This is a genomic window from Geothrix oryzisoli, from assembly GCF_022808865.1.
GTDB lineage: Bacteria > Acidobacteriota > Holophagae > Holophagales > Holophagaceae > Geothrix > Geothrix oryzisoli.
Map to the genome: position 1 here is coordinate 412,782 of NZ_JAKZLB010000003.1, position 12,518 is coordinate 425,299.

A 12,518-nucleotide genomic window follows, 5' to 3' on the forward strand; every position below is an offset into this window, starting at 1 on the left:
TATGATGCTACATTTTTGTCAATCCGTTTATGACAAAACCCGGCTCATTTCGAAAATTAAACATAATTATTTCAAATTTTAAAATAAGGATCCAGCGATTTCGCCGATAGGCACGATCCCTGCTCTCTCATTCAGGCACAGGGGGCCGATGGTCGGTCCCCGCTCTCGGGGAGGATCGGAACGGAACGTGGCCTGGACCGTCCTAACGGATTCCCACGGCAAAGGCCACACCGATCCGCCCGCACGCCAAGGAGGATCTCCCATGAACCGCCGAACCCTGTACAGGGTCCTCGCGGTGGTGGTGGCCCTTGCGGCCATGTCGCCACTGCTGCTCGAGGTCGATCCCATCGGCGGTATCCAGCAGATCCCCTCCCATGCCGGGACCCCGGCCTGCCAGGACCTGCGGGTCGCCTCAGCACCAGGATTCCGGCCGCTCGCCTCGGAAGCATCCCTCCACCACTGACGATCACCCGTTTCTCCCATTGACGCCAGGGACCGCCCAGATCCCCAGGACCGTCATACCCCGGCCACGGGGTCCCTCCTCCCTTCGAATCCGACGGGGTGACCCCCGGTCTGTCCCATCTTTCTGGAGTGCGTCATGCACTTATCCGAGGTTCTACCCCTGCTCGCGACCGTGTCGGCCCTTCTGCCGGCCCAGAGTCCGGCCCCGCCTCCCGCAGCCCCGCCCGCCCTCCTGGGATTTGCCTTGACCGGCTCGGCGACCCTCGGCTCTCAGTACATCTTCCGCGGGCTCACCCAGACCGATGGGAAACCCACGGTCCAGGCGGAACTGGACCTGGTCCACCCCACGGGCTTCTACCTCAGCACCAGCCTCAGCAACATCTCCTGGTTCACGGACCAGAACGCAGGTGTCGCCAGCGCGCCCACGTCCCTGGGTTCGCCGGCCGCGGTGGGCGCGCCCCTCTACCAGCCGGGCAAGGTCAACTCCGCCGGTGTGGAGCTGGACCTGTTCGGGGGCTACAAGTGGGGCTTCGCCAAGGACTGGACCCTGGATGTGGGGCTCTACCGCTACCTCTATCCCGGCACCTACGACAACCTCGGCGCCTACCGGAACCCCAGCACCACCGAGGCCTACCTGGGTCTGGGCTACGCCTGGGCCAGCCTGAAGTATTCGCAGGTCATCAGCGCGACCACCTTCGGGGTCAACAACTCCGGCGGGACGAGCTATGTCGACCTCTCCCTGGCGATCCCGCTGGGTGAGAGCGGGTGGACGGTGCTGGCCCATGGGGGGCATACCACCTACTCCGACAAGGCGAACCCGGGCTACTTCTTCAATGGGAGCTCCGTCACAGGCGACAACGCGCTGTTCAGCTACTCGGACTACAAGCTGGGCCTCGCGAAGGAGATCAAGGGCTACACGGTGGCCCTCGCCGGCACCTACGCCGACACAAAGGCCCGGGCTGCCGACGACGACGTCACGGTCTACGAGAACGCCATGGGACGGAACATCGGCAAGGGGCGGGTGACGCTCACGATCACCAAGGCCTTCTAGACACCGCGTGGCCGGGGCTCTCCGCCCGGCCGGATTCGAAGCTTCACCTCACCCTTATTTCTTGGAGCCTGTGATGGCAAGGACCTCCTGCGAGCGCGACAAGCTCTCCTTCTCTGAAAAACTGACTCGGCTGGGCACCCGCCTGCGAGATCCGGAATGGCGCCGGTACGGCTTCGCGCTGGCCTCGGGCAAGGTGCTGGGGCTGCTCGCCATCCTCGGCCTGACGATCCTCCTCCCGCTGCTGCTGAACGGCAGCCCGGTCCGGGCCGATGAGCCGCCCCCGGGGAACCCTCCAGCTGCGGTGGCCACGACTGCGCCCGCAGCGGCAGCGCCTGCTCCGGCCGCGCCCGCTCCCGCGGCGCCGGTGGTGGCCGCCAAGGACATCATCAATCCCCTCAACACGGTCTGGACCCTGATCGCCGCCTTCCTGGTGTTCGCCATGCAGGTGGGGTTCGTGATGCTGGAGGCGGGCTTCTGCCGCTCCCGGGAGACGGTGAACGTCCTGGTGGAGTGCGTCTTCGACACCTGCCTGTGCGGCATCCTCTTCTGGGCCTTCGGCTACGCCTTCATGTTCAGCGAGGGCAACGGGTTCATCGGGTACCACTGGTTCTTCCTCAAGGGCGCCCCGGCAACCTACGGCGCCACCGGCGTGGCCATCCTGGCCCACTGGCTCTTCCAGTTCGCCTTCGCGGACACCTGCTCCACCATCACCTCCGGCGCCATGATCGGGCGCACGGATTTCATCGGCGACATCCTCTACAGCTTCGCGGTTTCGGGCTTCATCTATCCCATCATCGGCCACTGGGCCTGGGGGCCCGACGGCTTCCTCGCCACCATGGGCAGCGCCGGCAAGTTCCTGCCTTCGCTGGGCACGAACTTCCATGACTTCGCCGGTTCGACGGTGGTGCACACCATCGGCGGCGCGGTGGCCCTCGCCGGCGCGGTGGTCCTCGGTCCCCGCCTTGGGCGCAAGTTCAAGCGGGATGGCGGCGGCCCCATGACACCCCACGACCTCACCATCGCCGTGTGCGGCGGCCTGCTGCTCTGGTTCGGCTGGTACGGCTTCAACCCCGGCAGCACCCTGTCGGCCATGGACTTCGAAGGCATCGGCCGGGTGGCCGCCAACACCACCCTCGCGGCCTGCGCCGCGGGCCTGACCGCCGTGTTCTACATCTACGTCCGCACCGGGAAGTGGGATCCGGGCTCCATCACCAACGGCTTCCTGGCGGGTCTGGTGGCCATCACCGCGCCCTGCTACTGGGTGAGCCCCTTCGGCTCGGTCATGATCGGAGGCATCGCCGGGGTGATCGTGATCCTGGGCGTGGACCTGCTCGAGTACCTGCGCATCGACGATCCCATCGGTGCGGTCCCCGTGCACATGATGAACGGCATCTGGGGCACGCTCTCCCTCGGCCTCTTCGCCAGCGGCCAGTATTCCGCCATCGGTAGCGACCCCGTCGCGCCGGACCTGTCCACCAAGCTCACGGGGCTCTTCTATGGCGGGGGCGCCAAGGTCCTGGCCGCCCAGGCCATCGGCAGCGTCATCATCACCTTCGCCACGCTGGCGGTCTCCTTCGCCGTCATGCTCGCCCTCGATGCCAAAGGCCTCCTGCGCCTGTCGGAAGATGGCGAGCACGATGGCCTGGACATCCACGAACACGGCATCTCGGCCTATCCCGAGTATGTGATCTCGGCCCTGGCCTCTCCCGCCGGCGCGCCCCTGCGGGTGCCCGTCCACAGCGAGAAGGTGAGCGGAACGCCGACTCCCGTCCCCCAATCCATGTGATCAGGAGCCCACCATGAAGATGATCGTCGCCATCATCCGGCCCGACAAGTTCGAGGCCGTCCAGGCCGCCCTGGTGGCCAAGGACATCTACCTGATGACCGTGTCCGACGTGCGGGGCTGCGGCACCCAGAAGGGTTTCGCGGAACAGTTCCGCGGCAACAAGATCGGCCTCATCCGCCTGCTGCCGAAGGTGAAGCTGGAGATCGCGGTGAACGAGGAGTTCGTCAAACCCGCGGTGGAAGCCATCATGACGGCCGCCAAGTCCGAGCCCAGCCACCTGGGGGACGGCAAGGTCTTCGTCCTGAACCTGGAGGAATGCTTCCGGGTCCGCACGGGCGAAATGGGCAATGCGGCCATCGGGCCGTGAGGCTCCTCTTTCCAGCGCCGCGCCCTCAGGATGCGGATGGTAGGGGCGCGCCAGGACCGGCTGGGTGGGTCCTGGCGCGCCCTGACGAGGCTGCCTGCGGGAAGGTCGACGAAAGTGCCCACCGTGTCCGAATCCGATAAACTAAGTTCCATGTCCCTGGACCCGCGCCTCCTCGAGATCCTCTGCTGCCCGGCCTGCCACGGCGACCTGGAGGAGCGGCCCGAAGGGCTGCACTGCCAGGCTTGCGGGCTGCTCTATCCCATCGAGGATGGGATCCCGGTGATGCTGGTGGACCACGCCAAGCCGATGGGCGCGAAGCAGGTGGGGAAGTGAGGCTCGACCGCGCCCAGGCCGAATCGCTGCTTCGTCGCATGGACGGCCGCAAGGTGGCCGTGCTGGGCGACGTGATGCTCGACGAGTACCTCTTCGGCGAGGTGAGCCGCATCTCGCCGGAGGCCCCGGTGCCCATCGTGCGGGTGGTGCGCGAGCAGGCGGTGCTGGGTGGCGCCGCCAACGTGGCGGCGAACCTCAAGGCCCTGGGGGCGGAGCCGCTGCTCATCGGCACGCTGCAGAAGGATGTGGCCGGCGACCGGCTGCTGGGCCTGCTGGGCCGCCTGGGCATTTCCATCTCGGGCCTCGTGCTGGACGCGTCCCGCCCCACCATCATCAAGACCCGCGTCGTGGGCCAGCAGCAGCAGATGCTCCGCATCGACCGCGAGGAGTCCGGCCCCCCCGAGGCCGCGGTGCTCATGGGCCTCAGGACCCGGCTGGAGCAGGCTCTGGGCGAGGCCTCGGCCCTCATCGTGTCCGACTACGCCAAGGGCGTGGTCAATGGACCCGTGATGGATTCGGTGCGGTCCATCTGCGCCGCCAAGGGCCTGCCCTGGATCGTGGATCCCAAGCCCGCCCACAAGGCCCTCTACCAGGGGGCGACGCTCATGACGCCCAACACCAAGGAGGCCTCGGAACTGGCCCAGCGGCCGGCAAAGTCCGATGCCGAGGTGGCCGACGCCGGCCGGGCCATCCTGGCCGAACTGGGTCTCCGGGGCCTGCTGGTGACCCGGAGCGAGCGGGGCATGGCCCTCTTTGCGCCGGATGGCGACCACGCGGCCCCCTGGATGGTGCCCACCGAGGCCCGGGAGGTCTTCGATGTGAGCGGCGCGGGCGATACGGTCATCGCCGCCTTCAGCGCCGCCATCGCCGCGGGAGCGGACTGGCGCGAGGCGGCCATGCTGGCCAACGCGGCCGCCGGTGTGGTGGTGGCCAAGGTCGGCACGGCCACGGTCACCCCGGCCGAACTGCTGGCCCACTATCACGAGCAGGAAGCGAATTGAGGCTCCACGGGGCGTGGCCCAGTGGACTGAACGGGATCTAATTCCTCAGTTCGATGGCGAGCAGGAAGCGGTCGCCCTTGGGGAGGCGCTCCTTCACCTGGGTGAAGTTCAGGTCGAAGGTCTCGGTCTCGCCGGGCTTGATGGTGCCCACCTTGGTGCCGCCCGACGCCACGCCGAGCAGCCGGCCGTCCTTGTCCAGCACGGCCACGGCGAAGCCGGGGATCCGCGGGTACTTGGCGGTGTTCGTGACTTCCACCTGGGCGCGCGTGCCGAACTCGGCGCCCTGGAGGATGTTGAAGAATCCGGGCTGCACCATGCGCCGGTTGAAGAAGATGCTGGTGACCTTGAGGCCGTCCACATTCACGGACAGGGGGATCACCCGGTCCCACGCGAAGGGGAACGACTCGGAGAAGTAGGAGAGCGAGGACTCGGGTACCGGGGCGGCTGCCGGCGCTGCGGCGGGAGCCGGTGCCGGCGACTGGGGGGCCGGGGCCTGGGCCAGGCAGAGGAGGGCGGTGAGGGCGAGGGTCTGCATGTCAGTTCTTCCCGAACAGGCCGCCGAAGAGGCTCTTCTTGGGGGCGATCTCCAGGATGGGGGAATCGATGTTGGGATTCGAGCCCACGCGTTCGCGGCGCAGGCGCTCAAAGACGGGGCGCAGCCCGGGGACCTTGTGGGCCTCCAGCCAGTTCTCGCTGTGCTGCCGGGCCACCAGGTGGTACTCCAGGACGCGCCCCTCCTCGATCCAGGCGGTCAGCTGGGCCATGGTGAGGCTGGGGTAGATCTCGTCGTCGATCTTCAGGCGCAGCCGCTCGGCGTTGGCCTCCTCGACCGCCGGGGCCTCCTGGGCCTGGAAGGGCGGGGCCGCGGGAACCGGCGGCTCGGGCAGGGGGGCCATCAGGTCCGAGGGGCGGAGCGCCTCGGTGGGCGGCTCCGGCCGGCCGGCCCGGAGGGCGGCCTGGAGGTCGGCCTGGGAGAGACGCAGCGTGGTGGTGGAAGGCGCATGGGGGTCTTCGGGGCGGTGGCCCGAAGACGTCGGCTCGTCCCCGTCCACGGCGGAGGGCAGGCCCGGAGGCGTGGCGCCGCCCTTCCCCAGGGTGGCTTCCAGGGCCGACAGCGTGGCTTCCATGTCCATGGAGGAGGGTTCCCGGGGCGCCTTCGGCGTCGGCGGCAGATCCGGGACCCCCGCAAACAGCTTGCTGATGGCATCCTTCGCCGAACTGTAGGTTCCGGTCAGGGTGTCCTCGCCGGCCTCAGGCAGCGCCGCGGCCGGGGGGGGAACCACCGCAGGGGCGGGCGGGGGCGCCGCCTCGGCCAGGGGCTGGGCGGGAACCTCGACGCCCAGGCCCGAGAGGGTTCTTTCCAGGATGTCGGCGTCGGTGCTCTCCAGGTCGCCCAGGGTCAGCGAGGAGGGCACGGCGGGCTCCGGCTCGTGGTGCGCGGCCGGGATCTGCCCCAGGGCGGCGGCCACATCCGCCAGATCGAAGCTGGCGGTGGCCGCGGGGGCCTCGGGCGGCGGGAGCGGCACGTCGAGGCTCAGGGGGAACACCGCTCCACAGGAGAAGCAGCGGGCCCGGCGGATGGACGGCCGCAGCCGCTCGGGGCTCAGGCGGTATCGGATGGAGCAGCTGGGGCAATGGATCGCTTCGGCCACCTGGAACTCCTGGAGTTTCGAGCAGGATAGCACTCGGTGGACCCCGGACCAAACCCGCGGGCGGGCCGCGGGACCACTCCGCCGGGTATCCTCATCGGACGGAGGTCCGGTTGCGGGGCGTGTTCATCACCATCGAGGGCGTGGAGGGTTCGGGCAAGTCCACCCAGCTGCTGCGGCTTTCCGAGCGGTTGCGCCACCTTGGCCTGCCCCTGGTGGTCTCCAAGGAACCGGGGGGCACCGCCCTGGGCCGCGAGCTGCGCCGCCTGCTGCTGGAGCGCCACGCCAGCGGTGAGGCCTGGTGCGCGGACGCCGAATTGCTGCTCTTCTACGCGGACCGGGCCCAGCACCTCGAGAAGGTGATCCGCCCGGCCCTGGCCGAGGGGAAGGTGGTGCTGGTGGATCGCTTCGAGGATTCCACCCGGGCCTACCAGGGCGCCAGCGGCGTCTCCGAGGCCAACCTGGACCGCCTCAGCGACATCGTGCTGCGGGGACTGCGCCCGAACCTGACGGTGCTGCTGGACATGGATCCCGAGGCCTCCCTGCAGCGGGTGGAAGTCCGCAACCTGTCCCTGGGCGCCGAATTCGCCGAGACCCGCTTTGACCAGGCCGCGCTGGAGTTCCACCGCAAGGTGCGGAACCGCTTCCTGATCCTCGCCCAGACCCAGCCTGTCCGGGTGGCCCTGGTGCCGGCGCGGGACCCGGTGGATCAGGTGGAGGCGGCCATCTGGGCCCGGGTGGCGCCGCTCCTGCGCAGCGCTGGTTTCGTGATCGACTGAGACTCCTGCATGTTCGCCTCCGACCTCGCCGGCCATCACGCCATCCGTCAGCGCCTCCTGGATCGTCTCCAGGGGGGGCGGATCCGCGGTTCGCTGCTGTTCACCGGGCCCGAAGGCGTCGGCAAGCGCCGCGTGGCCCTGGAACTGGCCCGACGCGAGCTCTGCTTCCGCCGCAATGCCTGCGGGCAGTGCGAGGGCTGCCGCATGGTGATGGGCGACGACCTGCCCTTCGAGCTGCCCAACCTGCTGCGCATCGTCCCCGAGGGCAAGGCGGGCGTCATCCGCATCGACCAGGTCCGCGAGGGCCTCGATTCCGAGCACCAGCCGCGCTTCAGCCGGGGCGTCATCGAGTGGGCCTCCCTGGCGCCCCCGGTGGGCTGCCACCGCTGGATCCTGGTGGAGGAGGCCCACCGCCTCCACGAGACCAGCGCCAACCTCCTGCTCAAGACCCTCGAAGAGCCGCCGGTGGGCACCCACTTCATCCTGGTGACGCACCGCCCCGAGGCCCTGCTGCAGACCATCCGCAGCCGCTGCGAGCGCATCCCCTTCGCCCCCCTGGCCGCGGAGGAGGCCTGGGCCGTGGCGTTGCAGCATGGCTGGACCGAGACCGACCGTTCCCGCTGGACCGCCCTGGGCGAGGGCAGCCTGCGGTTCCTGGAGGAGGCCGCCTTCCGTCGGGCCGAGGCCCAGGTGGAGGCCTGGCTCGACCTGCTGGGCGGGCGCTCCTTCAGCGAAGCCGGCCAGGCCCTGCTGCCGGAAAAGGATTCCCCCCTGGCCCAAGGCGAGCAGCTGCGCCAGCCCCTGGAGCTGCTCCTGCGCCTGCTGGCCGACCTGGTGCGGCTCCGCGCCGGCGAAGCTCCGGCGCTCGAGCCCTGGCGGGAGATCCTGGAACCTCTGGCGGCCCAGCCCCGGGACCTGAGACCGGCCCAGGAGGCCGCCCTGGGATCCCTGCGCCACCTGCTCCGCAACCTCAGCCCCGAGCCCCTGCTGCGGGAAGTGGGGCTGGCCCTCCAGAGCGCGTGATCCCCGTCACGGCCCGCCCAGGTAGACTGGGTTCAGGAGCCACGACTCCTGAACCGGAGCCCGCCATGTCCGAACCCCTCTACGGCCACGACCTGCTGTCCCTGCTGGTGGAAAAGGGCGGGAGCTGCCGCCTGGAGGACCTGCGCGCCGCCTCGGTCGCCGCCCACGGTGCCGCGGCCACCTACTGCAACTGTCATGGGGATACCTTCGATTTCGACGGCGTCCTCGCCTTCCTGGGCGGCAAGGGCAAGATCCAGGTGGCCGGAGATACCGTGACGCTGGGCATGGCTCCCGCCTGCCAGCACTGACCAGCCAGCTGAAGGCCGGAGATCCCCGTCCGGGGCGCTGTCCCCGGGGGTTGCTAGGATCTCCCTGACACCTTTCCCTTGGATCCCATGGCATCCCCCCAGGACCCGCCCCTCCAGATCTTCGCTCCCAAGCGCTTCCTCCTCGGGCTGCAGGCCGGGGTGCTGGTCCTCAACCTCTTCGTCGTCCTCATGGCGGCGATGTCCCTCTACAAGAGCCGTCAGAACCGCGAGGACCAGGCGGTCGCCACGGCCCAGAACCTGAGCCTGGTGCTCGACCACTATGTGGGGGAGATCTTCAGCAAGGCCGACCTCGCCGTGCTGGCGGTGAAGGAGGAGGCCGAGCGCGTGGCTGCGGATCCGGCCCAGGGCCGGCACCTGGATGCCTTCATCCGCCGGCAGCACGAGCGGGTCCCGGAGGTGCTGGCCATCCGGACCACGAATGCCCAGGGCCTGGTCGATCATGGGAGCGGCGTGGGCTCGAAGGCCAATGTCAACCTGTCCGACCGGGAGCATTTCATCCGCCTCCGGGATGTTCCCGAGACCGGCCTGGTGGTGTCCAAGCCCCTGTTGGGACGGCTGACGGGGAGTTGGGTGATCGTCCTGGCCCGCCGCATCGAGCGCCCCGACCACAGCTTCGCCGGCATGGCCCACGCGGTCATCTCCCTGGACCAGTTCACGCGGGCCTTTTCGGCCCTGGATGTGGGGGCGCACGGTTCCGTGGCCCTCCGGGACCTGGACATGGGGCTGATCGCCCGCCATCCGGAGCCCGTGAGCGCCGGAACCGCCGTCGGCCAGCGGATCGTTTCCCCGGGGTTCGCGGCCTTCGCCCAGTCCGGGCGCAGGGTCGGCACCTACCGGGCCCTCACGCCCTTTGATCAGATCCAGCGCACCTTCGCCATCCGCCGGGTGTCCGGGCTGCCGTTCTACCTCCTGGTGGGTCTGGCCGAGCGGGACTTCCTGGCGGACTGGCGCCGGGATGTCGCCCAGGAGATCCTGGAGGTGCTGCTGTTCATCGGCCTGACCCTGGCCGCCTCCTGGATGGTGCATCGGGCCTGGGTCCGCCAGCAGGCCGCCCATGCGCGCCTGGAAGCCCTGCTCTCCGAGGTGAAGACGCTGGGTGGCATGCTCCCCATCTGCAGCCACTGCAAGAAGATCCGGGATGACAAGGGCTACTGGAACCAGATCGAGGCCTACCTGAACGAGCACACCGCCGCCGAGTTCACCCACGGCATCTGTCCCGATTGCGCGAAGGAAGTCTTCCCGGGGTGGTCGGGGAAGACGCCCTCGAGGTAGGCGTTTCGGCCCCCGATGCCGGAGAATGAGGGGGACGGGAGCCTGTATGAGACTGCTGCGCATCAACCACCTGGGCATCGCGACACCGGGCCTGGACGAGGCCATGGCGCGCATGGCGCGGCTCTTCGATCTGACGCCGGACCACACCGAGGCTGTGCCCGAGCAGAAAGTGACGACGGCCTTCTTCCCGGTGGGGGAAAGTACGCTGGAATTCCTGGAGAGCACCGATCCCGAGGGCCCCGTCGGCAAGTTCCTGGCGAAGCGCGGCCCCGGCATCCACCACGTCTGCTTCGAGGTGGACGACATCGACGCCGCCGTGGCCGGGCTGCTCGCCAAGGGGGTGCGCATGATCGATCCAACGCCCAGGAACGGCGCCCACGGCTGCCGGGTGGCCTTCATCCACCCCGCGGAAACGGGGGGCGTGCTGATGGAGCTGAGCCAGGGAAGCTGACGGTCCCGGTCAGCCCGGGCCCGCTCCGGTGTCTTCCAGGGCGTCCAGGCGTCCCACATCCAGTTCGGTCATGCCGTCGGCCGTCGCGAAGATCATGGGCTTGAACCGGGCCCCCCACTGGACTTCCTCGGCGGTGTACGAGGTCCGGGCGTAGATGGTCTGCGAGAAGGTGTCGTCGAAGGCCTTGATGAGGACGATGAACTCCGCCTTGGCCCGGCGCAGGTCCTCGGCCGTCAGGCCCTGCAGGGGGCTCTCCCCGTCGATGGGGTGGACCACGGTCCAGCTGGATGGGAAGAGGTGGATCTTCGAGCGCTCGAGCGGCAGCAGGGTGTATCGGCGCAGGCCGGATCCCGGATCCTCGAAGGACAGGCTCACGGTGGCCTCGACCTCGATGAGCTGGTTGCTGCGCATGTTGACGAGGCGGAACATGAAGCCCGTGATCTGCCGGTATGGGGCCACCACCGCCCTGGTGCTGAAGCGCATGCAGGCCTGGGGTCGGGAGAACCGCCCATAGAGGAGGCCCGTGGCCAGGGCGAAGCTCAGGAGGCCCAGGAGGGACTCCAGGGCCGCCACGGAGCTGGCGAGGGTGCCCCGGGGGCTGATCTGGCCGTAGCCCACGGTGGTGAGCGTCTGGGCGCTGAAGAAGAAGGCGTCCTCCAGCCGGCCCGAGAGCGTCATGCCGCCCAGCCGGATGAAGTGTTCCATCCCGATGCCAAGGTAGACGAGGGCGAACAGGGCGTTGGTGACGAGGAAGGCCAGGAACAGGAGCCCCAGGAAGGGGCCCCAGCCCATGGTGATGAGGTGGTGGTAGAGGTCGTAGGCCCGGAAGCGGGGAAGGCCCAGGCGGCGCACGTTGAAGGAGCCGTCCTTGTTGACCCCTCGACGGGAACCCGCCTGGAGGCCCAGGCCGAGGTCGTCAGGGAGAGAGGGTCCGCGGAAGGGGGAGGCCATGGTGTCCTGCAAAAGAAGGGAAAGCCCAAAGTGTAGCGACCGGAGGAGGGTTCGCCAGGAGGCAGGCTGCCGCGCCCTCATTTGGTTCTGATGTGGAGCCCGTCAGCCCACCACGCCCAGGTAGCCCAGCCACAGCGCCCGCCCGAAGAACACGACGACGGGCGTGGCCAGGGCCAGGAAGCAGCCGAAGGGCAGCATGGTCTGGCCGCCGGAGCGGCGGGTGAGCATCAGGGGCAGTCCCACGGCAGCGCCCAGGCCGGCGCCCAGGAAGAGGATCCCCAGCATGGGTGCCCAGCCCCAGAAGGCGCCCAGCCAGGCCAGCATCTTGAAGTCGCCCATGCCCAGGCCGTCGGTTTTGCGGATGGCCTTGTAGATCAGGTTCAGCAGGGCGGGGGCGCCGTAGCCGATGGCCAGGCCCAGCAGGCTGGCCTGCCAGGTGACCGTGGGCTCGAAGCCGTGGTAGGCCGGAGCGGGCTGGAGGCCGTTGTGGAAGGCCAGGGCCTGGATGAGCGTGGTGCCCTGGCCCCAGGCCTTCAGGAGCAGCTCGGGCCAGGCCAGCTGGGGCAGGGCGAACAGTACGCCGAGCGCCATCAGGGGGAACTGGAGGGCATCCGGCAGGATCATCTCGGTGAAGTCGGTGAAGAACAGCACCAGCAGGGCGTAGGCGCAGATGACGGCCTTGAGCCAGATGAGCGTTCCGAAGGGGAACAGCCAGTGGGCGCCGCCGAGGATCAGGCCGCCCAGCAGTTCCACCAGCGGGTAGCGGACCGGGATGCGCCAGCCGCAGGCCGCGCACTTCCCCCGCAGCCACAGCCAGCCGAGGAGGGGCACGTTGTGCCAGGGCTTGATCTTCGTCTTGCAGGACGGGCAGTGGCTGGGCTTCGTCACCACATTGCGGTCTTCGGGGGCTTCCTGTGGAAGCCGGTGGATGAGGACGTTGGAGAACGAACCCAGCAGCAGCCCGAAGGGCGCCAGGAAGAAACTCAGGATCCAGGGCGGGAGGTCGAGGAACGGCATGGGACAACGATACCGGGGACTTCTTTCGCGTTCGCGGCAGAATGGAA

15 protein-coding genes are annotated in these 12,518 nt (G+C 68.9%); 11 read left to right on the top strand and 4 right to left on the bottom strand.

All coding sequences use genetic code 11. The annotated features are described in order from the left end of the window. Positions 1–262 precede the first annotated feature (262 nt). From MLE43_RS10065 to rfaE1, 6 genes are all read left to right on the top strand, one after another. The gene (locus tag MLE43_RS10065) at positions 263–463 is read left to right on the top strand and encodes a hypothetical protein (RefSeq protein ID WP_243303605.1); all 201 of its coding nucleotides are present in this window, start codon (positions 263–265) and stop codon (positions 461–463) included. 135 nt (positions 464–598) lie between these two features. Next, positions 599–1,513, top strand: coding sequence for a TorF family putative porin (locus MLE43_RS10070; RefSeq protein ID WP_243303606.1), 915 nt, complete (start codon positions 599–601; stop codon positions 1,511–1,513). Positions 1,514–1,586: 73 nt separating this feature from the next. Further along, positions 1,587–3,299 carry an ammonium transporter gene (locus MLE43_RS10075; RefSeq protein ID WP_243303608.1) on the top strand — a complete coding sequence of 571 codons (1,713 nt, stop codon included), beginning with the start codon at positions 1,587–1,589 and terminating at the stop codon, positions 3,297–3,299. Positions 3,300–3,312: 13 nt separating this feature from the next. Beyond that, complete coding sequence (locus MLE43_RS10080; protein WP_243303610.1) at positions 3,313–3,666, top strand: P-II family nitrogen regulator; 354 nt, start codon at positions 3,313–3,315, stop codon at positions 3,664–3,666. Positions 3,667–3,816: 150 nt separating this feature from the next. Beyond that, positions 3,817–3,999: a Trm112 family protein gene (locus MLE43_RS10085; RefSeq protein ID WP_243303612.1), complete on the top strand. Its 183-nt coding sequence runs from the start codon at positions 3,817–3,819 to the stop codon at positions 3,997–3,999. Further along, the gene (gene rfaE1, locus MLE43_RS10090; RefSeq protein WP_243303614.1) at positions 3,996–5,000 is read left to right on the top strand and encodes a D-glycero-beta-D-manno-heptose-7-phosphate kinase; all 1,005 of its coding nucleotides are present in this window, start codon (positions 3,996–3,998) and stop codon (positions 4,998–5,000) included. The genes MLE43_RS10085 and rfaE1 overlap by 4 nt, the downstream gene beginning before the upstream one ends. Positions 5,001–5,037: 37 nt before the next feature. On the opposite strand, the gene MLE43_RS10095 is transcribed toward rfaE1, so the two are convergent. Beyond that, a complete protein-coding gene (locus MLE43_RS10095; protein ID WP_243303616.1) occupies positions 5,038–5,535 on the bottom strand; it encodes a hypothetical protein in 498 nt (165 codons plus the stop codon). A 1-nt stretch (position 5,536) separates the two neighbouring features. After that, positions 5,537–6,652: a zinc-ribbon domain-containing protein gene (locus MLE43_RS10100; protein ID WP_243303618.1), complete on the bottom strand. Its 1,116-nt coding sequence runs from the start codon at positions 6,650–6,652 to the stop codon at positions 5,537–5,539. A 119-nt stretch (positions 6,653–6,771) separates the two neighbouring features. On the opposite strand from MLE43_RS10100, the gene tmk reads away from it, so the two are divergent. From tmk to mce, 5 genes are all read left to right on the top strand, one after another. Continuing rightward, positions 6,772–7,428: a dTMP kinase gene (gene tmk, locus MLE43_RS10105; RefSeq protein WP_243303620.1), complete on the top strand. Its 657-nt coding sequence runs from the start codon at positions 6,772–6,774 to the stop codon at positions 7,426–7,428. Positions 7,429–7,437: 9 nt separating this feature from the next. Then, on the top strand, positions 7,438–8,451 hold the full coding sequence (locus tag MLE43_RS10110; protein WP_243303622.1) for a hypothetical protein: 1,014 nt from the start codon (positions 7,438–7,440) through the stop codon (positions 8,449–8,451). A 65-nt stretch (positions 8,452–8,516) separates the two neighbouring features. After that, positions 8,517–8,759, top strand: coding sequence for a DUF2492 family protein (locus MLE43_RS10115; protein WP_243303625.1), 243 nt, complete (start codon positions 8,517–8,519; stop codon positions 8,757–8,759). Between the two features lie 87 nt (positions 8,760–8,846). Then, the gene (locus tag MLE43_RS10120) at positions 8,847–10,052 is read left to right on the top strand and encodes a PDC sensor domain-containing protein (protein ID WP_243303627.1); all 1,206 of its coding nucleotides are present in this window, start codon (positions 8,847–8,849) and stop codon (positions 10,050–10,052) included. A gap of 46 nt (positions 10,053–10,098) precedes the next feature. Further along, positions 10,099–10,503 (top strand): methylmalonyl-CoA epimerase, encoded by a 405-nt coding sequence (mce, locus tag MLE43_RS10125; protein ID WP_243303629.1) that lies wholly within the window; start codon positions 10,099–10,101, stop codon positions 10,501–10,503. A gap of 9 nt (positions 10,504–10,512) precedes the next feature. On the opposite strand, the gene MLE43_RS10130 is transcribed toward mce, so the two are convergent. Together MLE43_RS10130 and MLE43_RS10135 are read right to left on the bottom strand one after the other, a co-directional pair. Continuing rightward, positions 10,513–11,454 (bottom strand): ion channel, encoded by a 942-nt coding sequence (locus tag MLE43_RS10130; protein ID WP_243303631.1) that lies wholly within the window; start codon positions 11,452–11,454, stop codon positions 10,513–10,515. Positions 11,455–11,556: 102 nt separating this feature from the next. Further along, positions 11,557–12,471, bottom strand: a complete 915-nt coding sequence (locus MLE43_RS10135) for a prepilin peptidase (protein WP_243303633.1) — start codon at positions 12,469–12,471, stop codon at positions 11,557–11,559. Between the last annotated feature and the right edge of the window lie 47 nt (positions 12,472–12,518).

What these genes read in the sequence shown, in the direction of transcription:
- MLE43_RS10065 (WP_243303605.1), top strand. Translation starts at nt 263, where the DNA reads ATGAACCGCCGAACCCTGTACAGGGTCCTCGCGGTGGTGGTGGCCCTT.
- MLE43_RS10070 (WP_243303606.1), top strand. Translation starts at nt 599, where the DNA reads ATGCACTTATCCGAGGTTCTACCCCTGCTCGCGACCGTGTCGGCCCTT.
- MLE43_RS10075 (WP_243303608.1), top strand. Translation starts at nt 1,587, where the DNA reads ATGGCAAGGACCTCCTGCGAGCGCGACAAGCTCTCCTTCTCTGAAAAA.
- MLE43_RS10080 (WP_243303610.1), top strand. Translation starts at nt 3,313, where the DNA reads ATGAAGATGATCGTCGCCATCATCCGGCCCGACAAGTTCGAGGCCGTC.
- MLE43_RS10085 (WP_243303612.1), top strand. Translation starts at nt 3,817, where the DNA reads ATGTCCCTGGACCCGCGCCTCCTCGAGATCCTCTGCTGCCCGGCCTGC.
- MLE43_RS10095 (WP_243303616.1), bottom strand. Translation starts at nt 5,535, where the DNA reads ATGCAGACCCTCGCCCTCACCGCCCTCCTCTGCCTGGCCCAGGCCCCG.
- MLE43_RS10110 (WP_243303622.1), top strand. Translation starts at nt 7,438, where the DNA reads ATGTTCGCCTCCGACCTCGCCGGCCATCACGCCATCCGTCAGCGCCTC.
- MLE43_RS10115 (WP_243303625.1), top strand. Translation starts at nt 8,517, where the DNA reads ATGTCCGAACCCCTCTACGGCCACGACCTGCTGTCCCTGCTGGTGGAA.
- MLE43_RS10120 (WP_243303627.1), top strand. Translation starts at nt 8,847, where the DNA reads ATGGCATCCCCCCAGGACCCGCCCCTCCAGATCTTCGCTCCCAAGCGC.
- mce (WP_243303629.1), top strand. Translation starts at nt 10,099, where the DNA reads ATGAGACTGCTGCGCATCAACCACCTGGGCATCGCGACACCGGGCCTG.
- MLE43_RS10130 (WP_243303631.1), bottom strand. Translation starts at nt 11,454, where the DNA reads ATGGCCTCCCCCTTCCGCGGACCCTCTCTCCCTGACGACCTCGGCCTG.
- MLE43_RS10135 (WP_243303633.1), bottom strand. Translation starts at nt 12,471, where the DNA reads ATGCCGTTCCTCGACCTCCCGCCCTGGATCCTGAGTTTCTTCCTGGCG.